Annotated in this window: 18 protein-coding genes; 13 read left to right on the top strand and 5 right to left on the bottom strand. The window is 57.3% G+C overall.

What is annotated here, in order from left to right; genetic code table 11:
- The 5 genes from D0Y60_RS19780 to D0Y60_RS19810 form a co-directional block, all read right to left on the bottom strand.
- Positions 1-175: cold-shock protein (locus D0Y60_RS19780; protein WP_199564183.1), on the bottom strand; the 175-nt coding region annotated here is incomplete at its 3' end.
- A 198-nt stretch (positions 176-373) separates the two neighbouring features.
- Positions 374-1,078: an IS6 family transposase gene (locus D0Y60_RS19785; RefSeq protein WP_117371688.1), complete on the bottom strand. Its 705-nt coding sequence runs from the start codon at positions 1,076-1,078 to the stop codon at positions 374-376.
- A gap of 248 nt (positions 1,079-1,326) precedes the next feature.
- Entirely contained in the window at positions 1,327-2,364 is a 1,038-nt protein-coding gene (locus D0Y60_RS19795) for a nucleotidyl transferase AbiEii/AbiGii toxin family protein (protein ID WP_117371690.1), read from the bottom strand.
- On the bottom strand, positions 2,357-2,950 hold the full coding sequence (locus D0Y60_RS25100) for a DUF6088 family protein (RefSeq protein WP_117371691.1): 594 nt from the start codon (positions 2,948-2,950) through the stop codon (positions 2,357-2,359). Before D0Y60_RS25100 ends, D0Y60_RS19795 begins: the two co-directional genes overlap by 8 nt.
- A 361-nt stretch (positions 2,951-3,311) precedes the next feature.
- A complete protein-coding gene (locus tag D0Y60_RS19810; protein ID WP_245409245.1) occupies positions 3,312-3,935 on the bottom strand; it encodes a hypothetical protein in 624 nt (207 codons plus the stop codon).
- A gap of 350 nt (positions 3,936-4,285) precedes the next feature.
- Here D0Y60_RS19810 and D0Y60_RS19815 point away from each other — a divergent pair, with 350 nt between their 5' ends.
- The 13 genes from D0Y60_RS19815 to D0Y60_RS19875 all read left to right on the top strand — a co-directional run bounded on the left by D0Y60_RS19815 (position 4,286) and on the right by D0Y60_RS19875 (position 21,613).
- Positions 4,286-5,206 (top strand): hypothetical protein, encoded by a 921-nt coding sequence (locus tag D0Y60_RS19815; protein ID WP_147324543.1) that lies wholly within the window; start codon positions 4,286-4,288, stop codon positions 5,204-5,206.
- Positions 5,203-6,324, top strand: coding sequence for a DGQHR domain-containing protein DpdB (gene dbpB / locus D0Y60_RS19820; protein ID WP_117371694.1), 1,122 nt, complete (start codon positions 5,203-5,205; stop codon positions 6,322-6,324). The genes D0Y60_RS19815 and dbpB (D0Y60_RS19820) overlap by 4 nt, the downstream gene beginning before the upstream one ends.
- Positions 6,321-7,688 (top strand): tRNA-guanine transglycosylase DpdA, encoded by a 1,368-nt coding sequence (dpdA, locus tag D0Y60_RS19825; RefSeq protein WP_117371695.1) that lies wholly within the window; start codon positions 6,321-6,323, stop codon positions 7,686-7,688. The genes dbpB (D0Y60_RS19820) and dpdA overlap by 4 nt, the downstream gene beginning before the upstream one ends.
- Entirely contained in the window at positions 7,606-8,703 is a 1,098-nt protein-coding gene (gene dbpB / locus D0Y60_RS19830; RefSeq protein WP_117371696.1) for a DGQHR domain-containing protein DpdB, read from the top strand. Before dpdA ends, dbpB (D0Y60_RS19830) begins: the two co-directional genes overlap by 83 nt.
- Positions 8,703-9,335 (top strand): 7-carboxy-7-deazaguanine synthase, encoded by a 633-nt coding sequence (gene queE / locus D0Y60_RS19835; RefSeq protein ID WP_117371697.1) that lies wholly within the window; start codon positions 8,703-8,705, stop codon positions 9,333-9,335. Before dbpB (D0Y60_RS19830) ends, queE begins: the two co-directional genes overlap by 1 nt.
- Positions 9,332-9,688 (top strand): 6-carboxytetrahydropterin synthase QueD, encoded by a 357-nt coding sequence (gene queD / locus D0Y60_RS19840; RefSeq protein ID WP_064713582.1) that lies wholly within the window; start codon positions 9,332-9,334, stop codon positions 9,686-9,688. The genes queE and queD overlap by 4 nt, the downstream gene beginning before the upstream one ends.
- Positions 9,689-9,701: 13 nt before the next feature.
- Positions 9,702-10,403 (top strand): 7-cyano-7-deazaguanine synthase QueC, encoded by a 702-nt coding sequence (gene queC / locus D0Y60_RS19845; RefSeq protein ID WP_117371698.1) that lies wholly within the window; start codon positions 9,702-9,704, stop codon positions 10,401-10,403.
- A 15-nt stretch (positions 10,404-10,418) separates the two neighbouring features.
- Positions 10,419-10,982 (top strand): VUT family protein, encoded by a 564-nt coding sequence (locus D0Y60_RS19850; protein ID WP_117371699.1) that lies wholly within the window; start codon positions 10,419-10,421, stop codon positions 10,980-10,982.
- A gap of 356 nt (positions 10,983-11,338) precedes the next feature.
- Positions 11,339-14,494: a protein DpdE gene (dpdE, locus tag D0Y60_RS19855; RefSeq protein WP_117371700.1), complete on the top strand. Its 3,156-nt coding sequence runs from the start codon at positions 11,339-11,341 to the stop codon at positions 14,492-14,494.
- Positions 14,487-16,982 carry a protein DpdF gene (gene dpdF / locus D0Y60_RS19860; protein ID WP_158565529.1) on the top strand — a complete coding sequence of 832 codons (2,496 nt, stop codon included), beginning with the start codon at positions 14,487-14,489 and terminating at the stop codon, positions 16,980-16,982. The genes dpdE and dpdF overlap by 8 nt, the downstream gene beginning before the upstream one ends.
- Positions 16,979-17,875, top strand: a complete 897-nt coding sequence (gene dpdG / locus D0Y60_RS19865) for a protein DpdG (protein WP_117371702.1) — start codon at positions 16,979-16,981, stop codon at positions 17,873-17,875. Before dpdF ends, dpdG begins: the two co-directional genes overlap by 4 nt.
- Positions 17,875-20,910 (top strand): protein DpdH, encoded by a 3,036-nt coding sequence (gene dpdH, locus D0Y60_RS19870; protein ID WP_117371703.1) that lies wholly within the window; start codon positions 17,875-17,877, stop codon positions 20,908-20,910. Before dpdG ends, dpdH begins: the two co-directional genes overlap by 1 nt.
- Positions 20,900-21,613 carry a hypothetical protein gene (locus D0Y60_RS19875; RefSeq protein ID WP_117371704.1) on the top strand — a complete coding sequence of 238 codons (714 nt, stop codon included), beginning with the start codon at positions 20,900-20,902 and terminating at the stop codon, positions 21,611-21,613. The genes dpdH and D0Y60_RS19875 overlap by 11 nt, the downstream gene beginning before the upstream one ends.
- The last annotated feature ends 5 nt before the right edge of the window (positions 21,614-21,618 follow it).

Raw genomic sequence — 21,618 nt, forward strand, 5'->3', positions numbered from 1 at the left:
CCGACTTGTTGTCGCGCTCGAGCTCGAAGCCGATCTTCTGGCCTTCGACGAGTTCGCGCATTCCGGCGCGTTCGACGGCCGAGATGTGAACGAACGCGTCGGCGCCGCCGTTGTCAGGCTGGATGAATCCGAAGCCCTTGGTGGAATTAAACCATTTTACTGTGCCAGTGGTCATAATGAACCCTTTCAAAGCATAGAGTGAGGGTCCGCGGAAGCAATGCTTTGCGGACGATGATACGACTATTTTTGAGAGAGAAGGTTCGAATAGAGCGCGGTGCCAATCGCGCGGTAGACAAAGCTCGGCAAGCAAAAGATCGATGAGGAGTTGTCACGTTATCAAGCGGCGAGCGGTCTTCGTCGCAGGGGTCTGCGATCAGGCAGCCGCGCCGGTGACGACCTTCCAGTGCGCCATTGCGCGAATGCGATGAATATGAGTGGCCAGTGCGGATCGTTTGTGACGTGGGGCGACGAAGAGATTTCGAAGTGCGGAGAAGATCGAGATGAAGCGCTGCAGACTTCCCGGTGATCGGAAACCTTGCATCGTCCTCTCCCGTTTCCGCAGTGGCAAATGGGAATTTTCCGCTCGATTATTGAGACCCTTATGGGATCTGTGCTCCACAGCCGGCATAACCTCACGCTTGGCAGCGCCATATGAGCGAAGCTTGTCGGTGATGATCCGCTTGGGCGGCATGCCTGCTTTCTTCAGCAGTCTGATGAGCAATCGCTTGGCAGCCTTCGTATCGCGTCGGTTCTGAACAATCTCGTCGAGAACAAAGCCATTTTGATCAACGGCACGCCAAAGCCAGTGCTTTTTGCCGGCGATGGAAATCACCACCTCATCCAGATGCCACACATCCTGGCGCGAGGGTCGCCTGCGACGAAGTTGCTTTGCGTAGGCTGGTCCGAATTTCCGACCCCATCGACGGATCGTTTCATAAGAGACAACAATTCCGCGCTCCAGCAACATTTCCTCGACAAGGCGTAAGCTCAGCGGAAACCTGAAATACAGCCAGACCGCATTCGAGATGATCTCTTGCGGGAAACGGTGGCGCTTGTAGCTGACGGCAGGAGTCTTCATCCCACCGTCTCTATGCTCAATTCACTGACGCCGCGTTTATGTGACAACACCGTCGCCAGTGATGTGGGCTACACGTCGCAAAGCGCATTTACCCATGCCTTCAAGCGCACCACAGGAGGCACACCGCGATCTCGATAAGCTGCTTTACGAACGCGCACCGGAATTCGAAGGCTTTTTCCGCCCTCAACGACGGGCAGCCGTGACTATACGCGGCGATCAAGCGGGCCGTTACCGTCAGAATAGTTGTCTTACTTGTTGATCGCCGCTTGCAAATTTCCAATCTTCGCGAGGATGTCGTCGAAAGCCGGTGGGCTGTCATCGAACATCATAGGCTCCATCGCCTTGTAGTCGGCTCGTAAGTCTTTGATACGAGCCTCCTCCGGCACTAGTCGCAGTGTGCCAGGCTCGGCGAGGTCGTAGTTTGCCCAAGCTGACCGGAAAAATATGTTTTTGTGTCTCGCTACCTGCGCAAGAAGGTCAAAGTCTCTCGCCGCCTCACGACCCTCGGCCGTTTCGAGGAGCATCGCGAGGTCGTAATAGTGACGCGAAAAATATTGCGGTGTCGGAGACTCTTTCGGCCGATGCGCTTCCGCATGAAGTGCGGTCGCCTTTTCCCAGAAGGTGCGACGCGCAGACAAGACTGTGACCTCGCTGTCGGCGTCCTCGAAGAAGTTGGGAAAGTCGTCCGCGGCATAGGGCCGGATCGTCTTCTTCTCCGTTGGCCAGGGATCGCCGCGGGCGCCAAGCTCAAGCTTCACGCGAGGCGTGATGTAAGCCATGCCTTCATATTCTGACGAGGGCAGCACGGTCGGGTAATGGAAATTAATCGTCTGCAAGTCAGTGGGATCGATTTCCAAGGTCCACTTGCCCGTCTCTGGAGCGCCGAGGTGGTCGGTGATGGCGCCTCGAAGCGCCGGCAGCAGTTTGTCGGCGATGTGTCGCTCGACATCGGCGACGAGATCTTCGATCAGTTGTCGGGCCTTTTTCCTACTGATGCCCTCCGTCTCCGGATCGCGGACCCCAGTGTAGCCGAGATCGGCACGGTCGAAGGACAGATCAATGTCCTCGGAAAAGCGGCGAATGGCGTTATAGGCCTTGGAGAGGGACGTTCCGCCTTTAAAGACAAGAGTGGTAGCGTCTTTGCCGGTCAAAGAAAAGAGGCGCCGCAACGTCCAGCAGACCCAGAAGTCCTTCTCAATGATCGTTTCCGCGATGCCGCGCATCGCTCCGGTTTCGTTGAAGAGGGCAGCACGATCCTTCGCATCGAGCTTTGCTACTTTATCCATCGCTGCCCGGCGCCCCCGCGGTTGCGATTGAGACAAGAGTTGACCTCATCCAGGCGGGCGCCTGATAAGCGGAAGTTGCGAGCGTGTGCTTGTCACTCGGTGACAATCTATGAGCAGCCACCTGAGCGACGTCGGCCGCACGAACCTGGCCTACATGACGCAGCGCTTGGACCACCGTGCCAGCCGGACTTCCTGGAGCAATCAGATGCTTCGGCGAGGCATGCCGAAGATCAACGACGCGTTTGCCAAGGACGACCCGACGAGAGGGCCCATCGGTCAGATAGGTGCTCTTTGCCGGAACCTGGGTGGTGAGGCCGAGGGCATTCGCAGCGCGAGCCCCTGCGATCTGCACTTGCGACCCTGTCTCACGAGCGAGCGCTTGAGCGACATCGTCCGGAGCAGGTGACAAAGGGCCAAGCTGGGAGTGGATTTTGGGGTAGTCGTAAAGACCACGAGCAAGCCGGCGCAGCTTGCCAGACTTCACCAGCCGCGAGAGAGCCTGATCGACCGCTGTGCGGGTTGCAACATCGAGAAAGTCACTAGGCGTGTAGACGCTTCCGCGTCCGGTCCCCCGCACACGCTTCATGATCCGATCGGGAACAGAGGCGACAATCGTTTTCATGTGTCAGAAAATAGGCCATATTTTTCTGACATTCAAGTGGGGCGCCAGATTGCTCTCTTGTCCGTATCTGCATGTCCGCCACCTTTCCTAGGGTCCCTAAGGCTCCGTGCGACCAGTGACTGCCCGTTTCAACTCGAGTTTCAGTTCCTCCATCGTAAGCGACTTCACAATCTCCCGCGAAAAACACAGGACGCCAGCATCGAGGATGATCGCTCTTCGTAGATTGGAGCGCTCCTCGAGCGGCAAAGAGAAAAACTGACCAGTTGGCGCTTTATTCTCAATCAGAAGCGATATCCTGGCCGCAACAATCACTTTGACAATTGGATCATTCATGACTTTCAGCCAATCCACGACTGACGACGGAGTGTTCAATGTCTGCCGATCCGCCCGAGGTCAGCCAAACACGAAGATCGCGGCGCATTTTGCCAATCGGCCCATTGATAACTGTGACAGAGGCATTGTGATCAACGTAACCACCGGCCCTGAAGAGCCTCAAAAGTGTCTGCATGATCTCGATGTAACGATAGCCGCCGGCCAGAGCGACAGACGCGAAAGGACGGCTGCCAAAATCGGTCAAGCTTGCGATATGCATTCCGGGATGCTCGCCGGTCGGCATTACACGTTTCTTCGTCTTGTTCTGGGGCCAGCGGGTACCAAGATTTCCTGCTTTCATGGCCGCAGCAATTTGCGGCGTCATTGGGACGTCGTAGGATGGAATTGGCGTGCTGGCCGCCCTGAATCCAAGATGGGCAGACAAAAACGCAGCCTGAGCCAGTTCCCCTTTTGGATCGGTTGCACGTAGGGTCTGCCATAGTGGCCCATTGTATCGCTCCACAGCGGGGAGATACCGTGGCCCGTCTTTCTTCGTCGCAGAGCAAGCCAGGATCAAAAGCCTGCGTGAAGCTTCCTGCCTCTGCCGGTCAGCACACCTTACTTCTTCTTTCCTCATTTCGACATCTCCGTCCGGAGACCGCGCCAGTCGCGGCTCGTTACGGAGGTCCGCCAACCGGGTGCCGCTGAGGCACGCACCCGAAGGGCCGAAACGAAGAGAAGGACAGCATAGCTGTTGCGTGGCCAGCAGCATCCGGTAGGACCAACGTCGCAACGAGGCGCTATCGGCGCACTATCACGCCGTGCCCCGCCGGCCCCAATGGCATTGCCAACGTTTCACATCAGCGCTGGATTGCAGTTTTTTGGGGAGTCTGGCAACAAGCGAACAGTTATTTCTTGTGCCACGAGCGGCGTACAGTTATTTAGCTACTCGAAAGTGATTTGCAGTATTTCGTGCGAGCTCATAGCATGACAGTTATCCTTACAGCTTGCACCATGCGGAAACGGTTTTCCCCAGATCCCGCTTTAATTGCGGCATCGCTATCGAAGGGAAGCCTTCATTCAGTAGGCCAGGACTGGCGCAGTCGCATCGCTAAGGCCGTCGGCGTCGCGGAAGCCAGGGATCTTTATGCTGGACGCGGCATGATGGAGGCCAAGAAAGCGGCAGCCGAGGCCAAAGCGACACTTTTTATCGCGTCGGCGGGCCTGGGATTGGTCGAGGCGAGTGATGTGATTCCGAGCTACGATCTCACCGTAGCCAAGGGCCTTCCATCGTCGATTATGTCTAAGCTGCCTCCTGGCACGACCGAGGAAGGTTGGTGGGATCAAATTGTGATGAAGGAGGGCGTTGCCCGGTTCGATGCTCGGCTAAAAAGAGACCAGGTCCAACTTCTTGTGGCTCTTCCGGCTAGCTATCTCAAGATGCTTGGCGGTTTTCTCAAGGCGTTGCCCGCCTTCAAGGAAGGCCGACTACGCGTCTTCACTGGATCCGAGCACTATGAAATCGACCCAGAGCTCAAGCCGTATCACATGCCTTACGATCGGCGGCTTGATGGGGGCCCCACTCCCGGCACCCTCGGGGATTTTGCCCAACGGGCACTTCGACATTTTGTGACAGAGATCCTGCCCGTATCACCAAGAGAAGACGCGAAAGGCCATGCGCAGCAAGTAATTATGGCACAGGCCGGCTGGAGACGCCCTGTTTCGAAGTCAGGCATCCGGCTAGACGACGGCGAACTTTTAAAAACAATCCGGATCGAGTGGGATTCCGTCCAAGGCCGTTCAACGCAACTTCTCCGCAAGTTGCGCGATGAACTCGGAATAGCGTGCGAACAGGGCCGGTTTGCCAGACTAGCCGCAACGGTGCGCGCCGAAAGGGCGCAGCCATGACACAGGCCAAGTCGATGGTAGTGCGAGCGGTTCGTACCCAACAGGGTTATGGGACCGACGTATACGCATTTTTCTTGCCCGGATCCGCAGTGATGCAGATTGCCGAGATCAGCCGCATCAAACGCGATGAGGCAGAACTGCAAGGGTTCCAGCGCCAGGAAATCCGCAGCCACGTCAATTCCATCGTCGAGTTTCTGAACAGCGGACCGGTTCTGTTTCCCAACGCGATCATACTTGCTCTCTCGGACGAGGTTGAGTTCAAGGCGGCTCGCGGCACCAAGCCTTCTGACATCATCGAAATCGGTACGTCCGGAACACTCCATCTCCCAATTGGCATGGACGGGAAGAAAATTGCCTGGATCGTCGATGGCCAGCAGCGATCAATCGCCTTGTCGCGAGCTGAAAACAAGGACATCCCCGTCCCGGTCATAGCCTTCGTTTCGCAAGATCTGGAAGTCCAGCGCCAGCAGTTCATCCTCGTCAATAAGGTCAAGGCGCTCGACACGAGGCTTATCAACGAACTCTTGCCGGAAGTTAGTTCTTTGCTTCCGCGTGACCTCGCGGCCAATAAACTGCCAAGCGAGCTATGCAATCTGCTGAACAGTCAAAAGGCCTCGCCTTTCTTTCAGTTGATAAAGCGGCGTTCCGACCACAAGGCCAAATCAGCAGTTGTGAGCGACTCCGCGCTGATCGCCGCGATCAAGATCAACCTCAAAACGCCTTCAAGCGCGCTCAGCCAATATCTCGGCGTCGATGGCACCTGCGACCCCGACGAGATGTTTCACGTCCTGGTCAAATATTGGTCGGCTGTCCGCGATACGTTTCCGGACGCATGGGGACTGGCGCCGGAGAAGAGCCGCTTGATGCATATGGCGGGCATCAGAGCGATGGGGGCTCTGATGGATCCGATCATGGTGCGCGCCGATAGCGTCAGTGACGGCGAAGATGACATCCGCCGATCGCTCGCTCGCTTGCGCGATCATTGCTGCTGGACATCAGGCAAATGGGACGAACTGGGCTGGAAATGGAATGAAGTCCAAGGCACGCAAGTGCACATCGAACGCCTCACACAACATTTGATCCTGCTGGATCGCAAGCTATCGAAGGCGACCCGATGAAGTTTATTTTCGCAGACAGCCTTGACCACGTTGACCCCGGATATGATTTCCTTCGCGACCGGTATTCCGAAGGGCGGACGCCCTACTGGGATGACGCATATCCGCATGAGATCATGGGCTATGCGCCGTACAAGGGGATGCTCGTCTCGCGCGGCATTGTCGGCGGCGTCGCCGTCGGCGGAAAATACACTGAAGCGCAGGCCATGCGTTTCAGGCGAGTTGGGGCTCGCGAGTTTCTGCGCCTCGACAAGCCGCAATTCGAGCATCTGCCAATCTTCGGCGACTGCGGAGCCTTCACGTATCATAAGGAAGACAATCCACCCTACACGCCAGAGGACACGGCGGAGTTTTACGACGACGCGCGCTTCACGCATGGATGCTCGGTCGACCATATCATCTTCGATTTCGACGAAGGCCTGAAGGGCATGGACGGAGGCACCGAAGAAGCGCGCCGCCGCTTCGAAATCACCTTGGAAAATGCTTCAGCCTTCCGGACCGCGACCGCGCACATGTCGGCCCGGTTCACGCCGATGGGAGTCATTCAGGGGTGGTCACCCGGCAGTATGGCGGAAGGTGCTCGCCGACTCGTGGCGATGGGTTACGACTACCTTGCGCTCGGTGGTACCGTTCCCTTAAAGGCTTCGCAGATCAAGTCCTGCCTCGCGGCAATTCGCGACATGATTCCGGCATCAACGCGGATCCACATTCTCGGTTTTGCGAAGGCCGACGAGATCGACACGTTTGGCTCGTTCAACATCACCAGTTTCGATACGACGTCCCCCCTCATCCGCGCTTTCAAGGATGCAAAGGCAAACTATTATTTGCCATCCAAAAGCGGAAAGCTCGACTACTACACTGCGATCCGCGTACCCCAGGCTCTCGAAAATCCCAAGCTGATGCGTTTGGCCAAGCGCGGCGCACTCCACCAGGAAACGCTGGTCGAGATGGAAAAAAATGCCCTATCGGCTTTGCGTGCCTACGACCGCGGCGAGGCTGGGCTCGACGAAACGCTTGATACGGTGATCGCCTATTCGGCGCCTGCCGTGACAGGATCGCCCGTCGAAGAACTGCCGGATGCCAAGGCGGTCAAGGACCTGCGCGAAAGGTACAAGCGGACCCTCGTGGACCGCCCCTGGAAAAAATGCTCCTGCCCGATCTGCTCGGCACTTTCAATTGAAGTCGTGCTTTTCCGCGCCAGCAACCGCAACAAGCGTCGCGGCATCCATAATCTTGGCGTCTACAACGCCCTCGTCGATCAACTTCCAAGCAATAGCGATAACAATGACCTTATTCAAATTTCCGGCGATCCGAGCGAAACAGAGCGAGACGCACACGGTTCTTTCGTTTGCAGCGAAGGCGTCTGACCTCAAGAATTTCGCCGTGATCGAGCGCGTTGCGCGCGACGTCGACGGCGCATTGAGTGGCTTTCAGCGTCCGCAGATTGCTGGTCACATCCGTGAAATCCGCGATTATCTGGAGAAGCCTGAAGCGATACTCCCCAACCCGATCGTGGTCGCCTTTACGACTGGGATCAAGATCTCCGATGAAACAGCCGATGGCCGCTGCGTGGTGGAGATTGACGGTTCGGACGGTGCGCCCGGTCTCGTCGTCGACGGCCAGCAACGTCTGACCGCGCTCAGCCAGGTTGAGGAAAAGGATTTCCAGGTATTTGTGTCCGCGATTGTCTGCAAAGACGAAGAGGAGTTGAGGCGTCAGTTTGTACTCATCAACAATACGCGGCCGCTTCCGAAATCGCTGATCTATGAACTGCTGCCGACCGTCCGGGGCTTGCCGCGCCGGTTGGGCGACCGTTCCGTCGCCGCGGACCTCGCCGCCCGCCTCAATTACGATGACGGCTCCTCGCTCAAAGGCAAGATCTACCAGCACACGAACCCGACAGGGATCATACGCGACACGGCCATCCAACGCGTCGTCATCAACTCGATGAGCGATGGCGTCATGCGCGAACTGATCCGTGAACCGGACGGAGCAGATCTCAGCTTCCGCCTCATCAGCGAATTCTACCGGGCCGTACAGTTTGTGTTTCGCGACGAATGGGAAGGCCATACGCCGAAAACGTCGCGACTGGTGCATGGCGCCGGCATCATGTCGCTCGGCTACGTCATGGAAGTGCTCGCCTTGCTCGATGGCGCCAGAACTTGGGAGGATTTTTCGAAAGGGTTGGCGTGCCTGGTCGACAATACGGCCTGGACCTCGGGAGAATGGAACTTCGGCGAAAATGACCGCCGGAATTGGAAGTCGGTGCAGAACGTCAACCGCGATATCGTGACCCTGGCGCAGTACCTCATCGGTATCGTGCGCGCAGACGTCAAACGTCGTCGCGCCGTCAATGTCGAGCCGAAACAAGCGAGCATGTGATGGGCTACGCGGTCAAGGAAATGTTCAAGACGTTGCAGGGAGAAGGCGCCCAGGCAGGCCGCGCGGCCGTGTTTTGCCGGTTTGCCGGCTGCAATCTTTGGTCCGGACGTGAGGAAGACCGCGATCAGGCCGTCTGCCAGTTCTGTGACACCGATTTCGTCGGCACTGACGGAATAGGCGGGGCGAAATTCAAAGACGCGGAGACACTCGCGATTGCGATCGCCTCGACCTGGGGAGACACCACGCATCGACGCTACGTCGTCTTCACCGGCGGCGAACCGTTATTGCAGCTCGATGACGAACTGGTCGCGGCCGTTCACCAGCAAGGCTTCGAGATTGCGATCGAGACGAATGGCACCCTTGAGCCGCCAGCCGGCGTTGACTGGATTTGCGTCAGCCCGAAGGCGGGCGCGCCACTCAAGTTGCGAGAAGGAAGTGAATTAAAGCTCGTCTATCCGCAGCCTAACCTTTTGCCGGAGGCCCTGCCGGACGTTCGCTTCGAGCATTATTTCCTGCAGCCCATGGACGGGCCGAAGCGAGCTGAAAACACCATTGCCGTGACCGAGTACTGCCTGGAACACCCCAAGTGGCGCCTTTCGCTACAAACACACAAGATGATCGGAATCCCATGAAAATCACCCAAGCTTTCACCTTCGAGGCGGCCCATCGCCTGCCGAATGTCCCAGCAACCCACAAGTGCCATCGGATGCATGGTCACTCCTATCGGGTCGAACTGCAGCTTGACGGCAAAGTCAATCCAGACACCGGTTTTGTCATCGACTTCTTCGATCTGGAAAAGGCCTTCGGCCCCCTTCTTGAACAACTCGATCACCACACACTCAACGAGATCGAGGGGCTCGAAAATCCGACTGCCGAGAACATTGCGACATGGATCTGGACGAGGGTTCGTCCCCTCCTCCCTGAATTGAGTTCCGTAAAGGTATTCGAGACGCCCATGTGCTGGGCGGAATTCGATGGCAATTGAGAGGTAAAGGACGATGACGTCGACAGCGCTTGTTCTGTTTTCGGGAGGTCAGGATTCCTCGACCTGCCTCGCCTGGGCACTCGATCGATACGAACGCGTCGAGACGGTGGGCTTCGATTACGGTCAGAGGCACCGGATCGAGCTTGATTGCCGTGACACCATACGCCGTGAACTGAGCGCCATGAATCCTGTCTGGGCCCAGCGCATAGGCGAAGATCATACGATTTCGCTGGCGTCGCTTGGGGAGATCTCCAAGACCGCATTGACGAGTGAAATCGCTATCGAAATGGAAGACACGGGTCTTCCCAACACCTTCGTTCCCGGCAGAAACATTATCTTCCTGACCTTTGCTGCGGCACTTGCCTATCGGCGGGGGTTAAAACACATCGTCGGCGGCATGTGTGAAACAGACTACTCCGGATATCCAGACTGCCGCGACGATACGATTAAAGCCCTGCAGGTCGCGCTCAATCTCGGCATGGAAAAGCGGTTTGTTCTCGACACCCCCCTCATGTGGCTTGATAAGGCTGACACTTGGCGGTTGGCCGAGAATCTCGGAGGTTCTCGCCTCGTGCAAACGATCGTGAAGGAGAGCCACACCTGCTATCTGGGTGAACGCGGCGACCTTCATGACTGGGGATACGGTTGCGGGACGTGCCCGGCCTGCGATTTGCGGGCGAATGGATATCAGCGATTTGTTGCAGAGCAGGTTTGAAACGAGGGCGAAGAGATGATCGCGACGGGCAGACAACGCACTGAAGGTATCCTTTTCCTGGCCGGCTTTATGGCCTGCATTCCCTTGGCGAACTACATGATTGGCCATGTCGGTACGGTGTGTGTCCCAAATGGCCCATGCATCATTCCCGTAGGTCCCGGTCTGACTGCGCCAAGTGGCGTTCTTCTGGTTGGACTTGCGCTGGTGCTGCGCGACCTCGTTCAGCGCCGGCTCGGTTTGACGTGGGCGTTTGGCGCCATCCTCGTAGGGGCCGCCCTCTCAACGACCTTCACGGCCCCTGCCCTTGCCTTCGCCTCTGCTGCTGCTTTCCTTTCGTCCGAGGTCGCTGACCTGCTGGTTTTCACGCCATTACAGAAAAAGGGGCTGGTCAAGGCTGCGCTCGCCAGCAGTGTTGCCGGCCTCATCGTTGACAGCGTCATGTTCCTCTGGTTGGCATTCGGTTCGCTCGACTTTCTGGCTGGACAGGTTGTCGGCAAGGCAATCATGGTGATCGCTGCTCTTCCCGTGCTGTTTTGGATTCGGAACCGAGATAAGCGTCTGGGTCTGATTCCTGCGTAGGGCTACACCAAAGATCTGACCAAGCGATATTTGCCGCCTGTTGGACAGCGGCAAACCTCGGCGGAGACACTCGCAAGTGATTGCTGCAACTGCAGCAGTTAACTGCCTGCAAAACAACGGTCTTACTTCCGGCAAATATAGCTTTATCGGCAACATCCGATTCAACCGAAATCGTTGAGCAATAATCACGGAGATTGCAATCAAACCTTAACCTGCAACCTAGATATATGTCACACTTAGGTATTGCCGAATCGGGGGGTTCGGCACCTTTCGAGGTGAGCATAAGTGCATGACATGTCGCTTGTTGCGGAGGAGCGGGTTCCTGCAACGCAAAACCATTTGATCTGGATACGTGCATGCTGAGCCTCGGCATGTTTGTTGCGTTGCCTGATGGCAAGGGTCTCGGAAAGCTTGAAGCTGTTTCCGGCCTGATCTCGACAATTAAAGTTTTCCGATCGATTCGAAATGTGGAGACGCGCGAGATTGAGTTTTCACAGCTCAAGAGGGGCTATCTGAGCCCGCATACACGCGTTTATGTTCAAGGTCATGGGCGAACACGCGTGGGACGTGTCATTGGGTTCTCACAAGCCGCGAACGGCTACATAGACTACGAGATTCAGTTTCCTAATGGGAAAGCGGAGGATCTAAGTGAGAGGGCACTACAAGTTAGGCCTTGGAATGCTCCTGAAGATCCAGCCGAGATGCTTGCGATCGGAGCATCGGAAACCCAGTTCCTTCATGACCGCCGACAGGATGCGATGGGGGCGCTGCTGAAACTGAGGAGTGCCTCCCAGGGCCTCACCTCAGTGCCCTCGGCAAGCGTTGACTATGTCGCCCACCAGGTTGCTGCCGTCAAACGTGTCTTGAGCGATCCGATCCAGAGATACCTACTCGCCGATGAGGTTGGCTTGGGTAAGACCATCGAAGCCGGCCTTATCATCCGCCAGCATCTTATTGACAATCCCGAGACCCGCGTTCTGGTTTGTGTGCCAGATCACCTCGTCGGGCAGTGGCATCGCGAACTGGTCGAAAAGATTCGGCTCGATCAGTTCGCGAAGGGGTTCGAGTGCTTCGGCCATGCCGATCTGGCTCAGGTATCGCAGGCTCCAGATATCCTGGTGATCGACGAAGCCCATCACCTCGTAGGCATCGATGCCGGTCAACTGCTGCCTGCCGCCAACCAGTTGCGCATCCTCAGCCGTGAGGCGCCTGTCCTCCTCCTGCTCTCTGCGACACCCGCTCTCGGTGAAGAAGCAAAATTCCTGGCGCTCCTCAACCTTCTTGATCCGATCAATCATCCGATCGAGGATATAAGCGGATTCAAAGTCAAGCTTGAGCAACGGCGAGAAATTGGGCGTTTGCTCCTGAGTCTCTCCCCAGATGGGCCACGCATCGTTCTTCGCCAGCGTGGCGCTGAACTCATACGGCTGTTCCCATCTGATAAGATCGTGCAGGAGTTTGCACCGCAGCTGATCGAGGCAGCGAAGGATCCTTCCAATGATCTTACCCACCTATGTTCGGTCCTGAAGGATCATATTGCCAACAGCTACCGTATACATCAGCGCCTCATCCGATCGCGCCGTGTGGATGCAGCAGGTTGGGAATTTGTCCCGCGAGGGCCGATCACCGACGGTGAACCGCTCCTATCGCATGTGAAAATCGAAGAAGATCCTGCCGACATCGCGTCGGCTCTGCTGACAGCGCTGGAAGATTGGCGCTTCAGCGCCGCCGAGTCTTCGATCAGCGACGGCGGCGGGACAGCACGCTTCGCGCTTCGATATCGAGACTTGCTCGGTGCGGTGAGTGAGGGCGCCGATGCCCTGCGAGAATGGCTGAGAAACGCGGAGCCGATTTTCGACGGCGAAGACGAACTCCTCGCCGCGCTCGGTGCCATTGCGGAAAAACAGGACGATCGCGCCCGGATCGAGACGATGGTCGAGAGTACGACCCGGTTGATCAAGGCGATCAAGCTCGACGCGCAATTTCCTAAAGTGGTGGTGTTTGCCTCCAGCGCGCAGGTGGCGCGCCATTTTCATGACGTCTTCCAAACTGACGGGGACGGGACGACCGCGTATTTGCTGACCAGCGACTCCGCTGACATCGATAAGATCGCGCTGGATTTCAGCGGACGCAGCACGTCTTCGATCCTGGTCACGGATCGTTCGGGTGAAGAGGGACTCAATTTAAGTTTTGCGGATGCGATCGTCCATCTCGACCTGCCGATGGCCGTGGCGCGGATCGAACAGCGGATCGGGCGCCTGGATCGATTTGGCCGGCGGAAGAACTCGATCCGCCATCGCCTTCTACTGCCGTCCGAGGAAGACGTCAGCCCTTGGACAGCGTGGTTCGAGATGGTTGCCGACGGCTTTATGGCCTTCAACCGCTCGACGAGTGATGTCCAGTTTCTCCTGGAACGGTTGGAGGTCCGAGTCTTTGAAACCCTTCTCCAACATGGTCCCGACGCGCTGAGAGCCATGACCGGGGATATCCGGTCCCAGATCGCCGATGAGCGTAGATCGCAAGACGAGCAGTATGCGCTGGACCGTATCACGCTTGCTGAAGAGCGGGTAGAAACGTTTATTGAAGCTTTGGAGGACGCCGAAGAAGACGAAGAGGCGCTAGAACGCGCCGTTGATGGATGGCTCGTGGAGACGCTTCAGATTCGCAAGCAGCCGTTCAAATGGCCGGAGGAGGACCCATTCAAGTTAGTGACCACCGGCCATACGCTAATTCCGCGGGTCCCGTGGCAATCGGAGCTTCACATCGACCATTCAACGGCTCTGACCTGGAGACGACGCGTCGTCACGAACCGGCATGAAGCCAATCTTCTGCGGCCGGGAATGCCACTGCTCGACTCGCTTGAGCGGTTCACGCAGTGGGACGATCGCGGTACGGCGTTTGCGACGTACCGCGTTGTTCCAGATTGGAACGACGAGATATGGATCGGATTCAAGCTGTGTTTCGTCGTTGAACCGCAGATCGAGTTCACCGATTTCCTCGCGCCTTCCCGGTCGGATCTGGCCTTGTGGCGGCACGCCCAGCGGTATCTGGCGCCAACCGCGCATACAATGTACATCGACCTCAACGGCGACGCAGTCACAAATCCGGAACTCATCGCTATTATTAGCCGGCGATATTCCGATAGACCGGTTGACGGCTTCCCGAGGGACATCAATCTTGGCAGCAGGCCTCAATTGCTTGCGGACATCATCGATCCTTCCGCCTTTCAGACAATCTGTCTCTCCATCCGCGATGCGGCGCGCGAGCAGCTGGCCTCGGCGGATGAAATTGCCTCTGCTGTTGCGCGTGCTGTCACGATGGCGGAAACAGAGCTCGGGCGCCACGAGCGGCGGATAACGCGAGAAAGTTCGAGGGACTGGGCCTCGGCCAAGACCGATATCGACGCGATGAAATCGATCCTCCAGTCCATTCGTCAGCCTTCTATTCGGTTGGACGCCATGGGTTGTTTTATTGTCGCACAACATGCGCCAAAGAGCCCCGCTAATGGATAGTTTAGACGGGCATGCAGCGTTTACGGCACTTTCGCAACTGCTCGCAGGCATAGGCGATGGTGAGGCGTGGCGCGGGCAATCCCCTGCGATTGAGCGGCTTCGCGCCGCACTTTGCGATACAGGCAATGACGCAAGCGTTCTCGACCTCGCCGTCCTCGTGCGCCAGGTCTTGATCTATGAGTATGCGCGGCGCGCCTACGAGGTCTCCCCCACCTTGCGCATCGCGCATCCGAAACTGGCGCAGTTTGAAGGATGGGACAAGGTCGGGATTGCGGCGGTTCAATCGCCTGACGGGATGCTGATCACCGCCCGCTCATGGCAGCCGAAGTGGTTGTCGAAAGGCGACGGCCAAGGCGTGGAAACGCTGGCATCGTCCGAGAGCGTCCGGCGTGTTTTTAATGCGGAAGGAACGGAAGGCGATCCTTTCCTTCAGTCTGTTGGCCGTTCTTCCTACCGCAGCCCCGGACAACGCGCCGCTGTCCGCGCCGCACTTTCCACGCCTGCTGGCGCGACCTTAGTGGTCGCCCTTCCGACCGGCGAGGGAAAGAGCATGATTTTCCAACTCGCACAGAAGGTCGGCTTTGTTGGCAGCACTCCCGATACGAGGGGGGTCACGCTGGTGATCGTTCCCACTGTGGCTTTGGGCGTCAACCACGAGCAGGAAGCGGTCAAAGTTTGCGGCCTGGCCCGTCCGCTCGCCTTTCAGGGCGGGAACGATGCCGAAAACAGCATCATCGCCGACCGTATTGCGGATGGAACGCAAGGCATTTGTTTCGTATCGCCGGAGGCTGCCTGCAATAGACTGCGCAACCCTTTGAGGCGGGCCGCCGAAGCCGGCTTGTTGCGAGCGCTCGTGATCGACGAGGCACATCTTGTCGATCAGTGGGGCACCGGGTTTCGGAGCGAATTTCAGGAGTTGAGCGGACTTAGGCGGGAGCTTATAAGTGCCGCCCCCCCAGAGGCCCGACTAAGAACTGTGTTGCTCTCGGCGACGTTAACGGATTCCTCCCTGGAAACGCTTCGCATGCTGTTCGGTTCGGATGGTGAATTCGGGAGCATATCTGCCGTCCAACTCCGCCCGGAACCCGACTACTGGATCGCGCCGATCACAGATGAGGTCACCCGGGTAGAAAGGGTTTTGGAAGCACTGCATCACGCGCCGCGGCCAGCGGTTCTCTACGTGACCGAAGTTGACGAAGCGGAGGCCTGGTATCGAAGGCTGGTCAAGGAAGGATTTCGGCGAGTTCGCAAACTTCATGGCAAGACTGGCAGAGCCGAGCGCGAGCGCATCGTGTCGGAATGGCGCGACGGCGCGCTTGATATCGTGGTCGGGACCTCTGCGTTTGGCCTGGGCATCGACTATGCCCATGCCCGCAGCATCGTCCATGCCTGTGTTCCAGAGACGCTCGACCGTTTCTACCAGGAGGTTGGACGCGGCGGTAGAGACGGGATGGTCTCGCTGTCCCTTGCAATGCCATCGGCAAAAGACTTCTCCATTGCCGAAACGATCAACTCCAAGCAGGTCATCAGCGTTGATCGCGGTCTCCACCGCTGGTCCACGATGTTCACTCGAAAAGCGTCGCTGGGAAATGGGCGATTTGCTGTGCAAGTGGACGGCCGGCCGGGCGCGGACGAGCGAGACATCGACATGTTCGGCGAGACCAACACGGATTGGAACCTGCGGACGTTGGCGCTCATGGCCCGCGCCGGTCTTATAAAGCTTCTGGGGACACCCTATCCGCCAGTCGGGAAAGAAGGAGATTGGCTAGAAGTCGCCGTTCTTGATGACCATCATCTGGAGCAGCGCGTCTGGGCCGATAAAGTCGAAATGGTGCGCTCTGGCGACTGGATCGCGAGCAAGCGGAATCTCGATTTGATGCGAGAGTTTCTCAAGGACCAGCGCTGTCCCGCCGAAATCTTCGAGGAGTTGTACGGCGCGCACCGATTGGCCAGAGTTTGCAGTCGCTGCGATCGGTGCAGGCTGGACGCAGGCAAACGCCACCTCGGGAAGACCGTCGGCGAACCGATCGCACCGTGGTTGCTCCCGGTTCATCCCTCCCTGGCGAGGCTTTTCGACAATAACCTGAAGCTGCTTGTCACCTACCAGCCCGACAGCCTGCCGCGCGCGGCTTCAAGAAAACTGGGTGAAACATTACAAAGACTGCAACGCATGAACATGGCAAAACTTCTCCTGCTCGGCTCGCAGCCCTTCGACATGGCTCAAGTCCTTAAGTTTTCGGCAAACACGCCGTTTTTTGTCAGCGACGTGGGATCGCTCGCGATATCCCGGTTGCCAAAAGGACCGGAGATCGTACTGATCGGGCGCAATCAGACCCTAGAGGAACAAAATCTCACCAGCCGCCCGGAATCGCCACGTATTCTTATGGCGCCGCTCGGGCAACCTGCCCCAGACGGCCGGCGGCTGCGTGATGTTTTCGGCGGAAGAGTCCTGACCTTTGAAGAATTTAATGAAAGGGTATCACGGTGAGCATTATCACAACCGTTGAAGCGGTCCCGAGCCGGCTCTACGCAATATACTCTTCGCTGTTCGACATTGAAAACGGAGAGGCGAAGGACCGCTTGGAAACGTGGGCCACGCCACCGTCACTGAAAAATACGACAGAAGATAGCGGCGGATCGCCAACGAAACTGTTCGTCAATTCTCTGGTCGAGGCACGCAGGATCGGCCTCGTTGAGGAGATCGACGACAAGCTGCAGTTGACAGCAGACGCCCGGGGCGGAGGGAAAAAGGGAGAAAGAAGCGAAGCTTATTTCCGCAAGTATTTGCTTCGCACATTGTTCGACCCGATCCGGGCGGAAGAGATCCAGCAGGAGTCATTCATGTTGGCTCTCACCTGGCTATTGAGCACAAACCCGCTCAAGCCAATGAGCTTCTCCGACGATCCAAATTCTGCGATCAAGATGACGCTCGGGGAAAATGCCCGAAAGACCGAATGCACCATCGCGCTGAATTATCAAAACATGCTCTATTGGGCGCGTTATCTGGGTTTTGCGACGGTGGTTGGCGTCGGGGCCACTAGGCGGGTCATCCCCGATCCCATCAACGCCATCGATGACGCCCTTCCGGCAATTTTCGCCGACGGTAACGAACTGCCGGTCGAGACGTTTTTGGCGCGACTGGCCGCTATCTACCCAGTCTTCGAGAAAGGGAGCGTTTGGGAGCGTTTCAATACTATGCGGCTCATGCCCTTGAATGGTGCCGAAACGCGGCTTTCTGCCACGACGAGTATCGCCCTGCAAAGGCTTGCGGACCGACAGCGCTTGACGATGAGAAGTGTGGCTGACGCTCCGGACAGGATCCTTGATTTTGGCGTTCGTGAAGACCGGGTGAGCCACATTGGCCTGCGGGGGAGTAACTGATGCGTAATGTCGTTTGTTGGGATCCCGGCGCGGTTCGTCAGGTCATCAATCCCTTTGCCGAACATATGCCGGACACCCTCTTCAAGGCGGTGCACAGCGACTGGGACCTCAACGTATCCCCGCCGGTCGGAACGAAGTTTCAGGCGATCCCCGATGCGTCCTGGGACAAGATGAGCCAACGCCAGTTTGTGGCGGATTTCTTGAGCGATGAACGGCCGCACGCGCTCGCCGCGATTCTCGGTGATACGGGATCTGGAAAGTCGCATCTTGTTCACTGGATGCGGTTTCAGATCCGTTCCGATGAACAGCGCCTTGTTTTGCTCGTCCCGAAATCAGGAACGAGTTTGCGGGCGATCGTGAAAATGATCATCGACGAACTTCCGGCCGATGAACAGAGAGGCTTTCTGGAAACTCTGCAATCGGCGGGCGACGGCACGCAGACCCGTGCCGGACAAAAACAGCAACTGCTCAACGACCTTGCGCAGGTGATAAGGGAGGGAGTCCTCTCTCCAGACGCCGACGAAATGGAGCAAGAACTGGCGTCGTATCTCCCGCATCTTTTCCAGGATCCATATATGCGGGCGACGCATTTTCTGGGTGACGAAACCGTCATTTCCGAAATCGTCGACCATATTTTCGCTCCTTCGAACGCCAAGGATCGTCCGGAGACGCGGCGAAGCTTCGAGGTCAGCGATCTTCCCCTTGGTGGTCTCGATTTCGCGAGTGCTTCGAAACTGGCGCAGGACGCGATGAAAATCATCGCGCTGGACACCGAAAAGCACACGCAGCTTGCGGTCGACATAATCAATGCCAACCTCGATAAGGCGATCGCCCGGACCTTAAGTTTCTCCGGCGAACGTGTCGAGGAACTGATGACCCGATTGCGGGCGCACTTGAAGTTACAAGGCCGGGAGCTTGTGCTTCTTGTTGAGGAATTTGCGCGCCTGCAGGGGATCGACCGGGCACTTCTTCAGTCGATTACATCCCACGGTGACGAGCGCTTGTGCAGGATGCGCTCGGCCATCGCCGTGACGACCGGCTTCTTCGAAAGTGTTGCGGCAACGGCCTATATGCGAACCACGCATATTGTCGATATGGATCGTTCTGCCGGGCGGGCGGGGGGACATTTGGTCACAAGCGAATCCCTTGCTCGGTTCGTGTCGCGATATCTCAATGCGGTCCGGCTTGGACGGACAGACATTGATGTTTGGGCGAACGATGCGTCGGCCCCTGACAATCCCCCGTCGCGGTGCGCCACGTGCGCTTACCGTAGTGACTGTCATTCGATCTTCGGTGAGGTGGACGGCTACGGACTTTATCCGTTCACGCCCCGTGCGCTGTGGAACTCGGCGCAACGCGCCAATGACACGCTACCGGAAAGTCTGAACCCCCGTATCCTTCAGAATGATCTGCTGGTCGAGGTGTTGGATAATTGTGGTGATAGCATCCGCACAGGAACATTTCCGCCGTTCCAGCTACTGGAGAAACTCAAGGGCGTCAAACTTCTCCCTGTCGGCGCGCAATTGCAGCTTGATACCAGAAGCCCGCAATATTCCGGCCGCTGGAAAGCATTTCTCGAATTGTATGACGGTACCGGCGAAATCAGGAACCTAGACGCGGACCTGATGGCGGCGCTCGACATACCGGAAATCCCCGGAGCAAGCGCTGAACTCCGACCAGCCCTTGAGGCGGTGGCCGAACAACCTGCAGACAAGAACAAACCGGTCGCGAGCCGCGAAGAGGTCCTGCTTCAGACCTGGAGCAACGGTGGCGAATTTGACACGTCGATCGCCAATCAGTTGAGAGGGCTGATCTATTCGGCGGTATCAGACGCAATCGACTGGGATATGCTGGGCCTCGCCAAATCTGCCTTTGCGAATGCTACGACAAGTCGCCCGTTTCAGCGCAGCAGCATTAGCTTTGCACGGCAAGCGAGCCTTGTCCGCTCCGATCTCGGTGTGAAACTGGAGATACCAGGAGACTTGCGGCCCGCCATGGCAACTGGCGCCCTGCTCGGATTGCTAAAAGCCTCGAAAAGGGACTTCAACTGGGATTTCGCGGACGGCGACAGAATGCTCGCCGCGTTTCTTGACTGCGTAGATATCTGGGCGCGGAGCGTTGAAAAACAGTTGCTTGCGTTCTGCAACCCCACTCCCGACTGGAACCAGGCCCGTGCCGCGGTGGAACTCCTTTGCATCGGCGCGGCCATCGGAGGAAAGATCAAACCCGAAGCAACGATTGCGGAATTTCTCGATGGCGCCTTCAGTTCCTGGCCGCAAGAATGCGCCAGCCGCTCAAAGGAGATGAGAGACGCTTATGATAGCTTGCTAAACGGGCGTCAGACCGTGGCAGCAATTGCGCGCGCTCAGATATCCAGTATGAAAGGCGGACAGGTCGGCGCTATGTTGGCTCCGACCCGGGTGGTTTCGATTATCCGCAATATCCGGCAATCGAAGTGGCGCCTCACGCTTATTCCTCCGAGCGACGACAAGTCCGAACTGGCAACCCTTTATCGTCGCATCCAGGCAGCGCTTCCAACGGCTGCAACGGCAGAGATGAATGACCGAAGCCAGTGGCTCGAGGAAATGGAAGTAGCTTTTGGCGAGGGAGCCTCCCGCTCGGCCATTGCCGCCGCTTTGGAAAAGGCACACGTTGCGGCCTCTGAAGCAGGTATAGGGTCGAACAATACTGCGAAGCCACTCGCCGAAGCTCTTGAGCGGATCCGCAACGTCAATTTCGACGATTCATTGGCTGCCGCGCGCGCTCTCGCCAAATTCGACGACGGTCTGTCGGCACTTAGCCATTTTGGACGTGGACGACGGAACGGGGTAGAGGCCGGAAGCGCTCTGGCAAGCGCCGCGAAGGCATTTCTGGATGCGATTGATCAAACCGTCGCTGCCAACAGCCAAAGTCAGGATGCAAAGCACAGCGCAATCCTGTTGAGCGTCGACTCGATCAACAGCGCATTGGAGGCGATCGAAAGCGATCTGCGATTGATGGACGATACGTCTAGGGGGACCTCCAATGCTGCTTGATAGAGCCGCCGGATTAGCCGACAAGATCAATCAATACCAAACGCTCAAAAAAGCGGGTGACGAAGCGCTTCTGTTTCAGTCTCGCGCCAACCAATTGAAGACCGCCTCCGAGAAGCTTTCATCCGTCCGAAAAGCTCTCAGAAAGATGCGAGAAGCTGGCATCGAAGTCGATTTCGCTCCCTCCGACGGGTTGACGCTTGCAGAACGGGCGAAGGATCTTCGGACCGCTATGTCAGGCAACCCGTCTGCGATCAACGACCCGGCTTTAAATCTGAAGTATGACTTTCTGGACCGTCTGGCCAGCATCGCCACAGCTGCGGACCGGATGATCTCGGCGTCATGGAGGTCTCACGTCCGCAAACGGGCCGAATTCGGTTCGTCCGACATTCTCGACGCCCTCGCCGCTATTCCGCAATTTCGCCCAAGCGTTATCCGTATACGCCAATGCCGCACCGCCGTGGAGGCCTTGGGTGAAACAGTTCCAGAAGATCCAAAGGCCACCGTCTTGAGGCTCGACGCACTCGTGGCCGAGCATGAGAAATCGTGGTCCGACCTTTCCGCAAATGATATTCCACCGAGTGTTGTCAAGTTTATCCGCGACGCTGCCAATGACGGGGCTTCGCTTACCTCTTATTCAGATGAAGTAAGACATTGGCTTGACAAGCAAAATCTGGTTGCATCGTTTCGCATACGGTTGAAATAGGTAAG

The organism is Shinella sp. WSJ-2 (assembly GCF_003432075.1).
Classification (GTDB): Bacteria; Pseudomonadota; Alphaproteobacteria; order Rhizobiales; family Rhizobiaceae; genus Shinella.

Coding starts and splice junctions, on each gene's coding strand:
- D0Y60_RS19785 (WP_117371688.1), bottom strand. CDS start 1,078: ATGAAGACTCCTGCCGTCAGCTACAAGCGCCACCGTTTCCCGCAAGAG.
- D0Y60_RS19795 (WP_117371690.1), bottom strand. CDS start 2,364: ATGGATAAAGTAGCAAAGCTCGATGCGAAGGATCGTGCTGCCCTCTTC.
- D0Y60_RS25100 (WP_117371691.1), bottom strand. CDS start 2,950: ATGAAGCGTGTGCGGGGGACCGGACGCGGAAGCGTCTACACGCCTAGT.
- D0Y60_RS19810 (WP_245409245.1), bottom strand. CDS start 3,935: ATGAGGAAAGAAGAAGTAAGGTGTGCTGACCGGCAGAGGCAGGAAGCT.
- D0Y60_RS19815 (WP_147324543.1), top strand. CDS start 4,286: ATGACAGTTATCCTTACAGCTTGCACCATGCGGAAACGGTTTTCCCCA.
- dbpB (WP_117371694.1), top strand. CDS start 5,203: ATGACACAGGCCAAGTCGATGGTAGTGCGAGCGGTTCGTACCCAACAG.
- dpdA (WP_117371695.1), top strand. CDS start 6,321: ATGAAGTTTATTTTCGCAGACAGCCTTGACCACGTTGACCCCGGATAT.
- dbpB (WP_117371696.1), top strand. CDS start 7,606: ATGACCTTATTCAAATTTCCGGCGATCCGAGCGAAACAGAGCGAGACG.
- queE (WP_117371697.1), top strand. CDS start 8,703: ATGGGCTACGCGGTCAAGGAAATGTTCAAGACGTTGCAGGGAGAAGGC.
- queD (WP_064713582.1), top strand. CDS start 9,332: ATGAAAATCACCCAAGCTTTCACCTTCGAGGCGGCCCATCGCCTGCCG.
- queC (WP_117371698.1), top strand. CDS start 9,702: ATGACGTCGACAGCGCTTGTTCTGTTTTCGGGAGGTCAGGATTCCTCG.
- D0Y60_RS19850 (WP_117371699.1), top strand. CDS start 10,419: ATGATCGCGACGGGCAGACAACGCACTGAAGGTATCCTTTTCCTGGCC.
- dpdE (WP_117371700.1), top strand. CDS start 11,339: ATGCTGAGCCTCGGCATGTTTGTTGCGTTGCCTGATGGCAAGGGTCTC.
- dpdF (WP_158565529.1), top strand. CDS start 14,487: ATGGATAGTTTAGACGGGCATGCAGCGTTTACGGCACTTTCGCAACTG.
- dpdH (WP_117371703.1), top strand. CDS start 17,875: ATGCGTAATGTCGTTTGTTGGGATCCCGGCGCGGTTCGTCAGGTCATC.
- D0Y60_RS19875 (WP_117371704.1), top strand. CDS start 20,900: ATGCTGCTTGATAGAGCCGCCGGATTAGCCGACAAGATCAATCAATAC.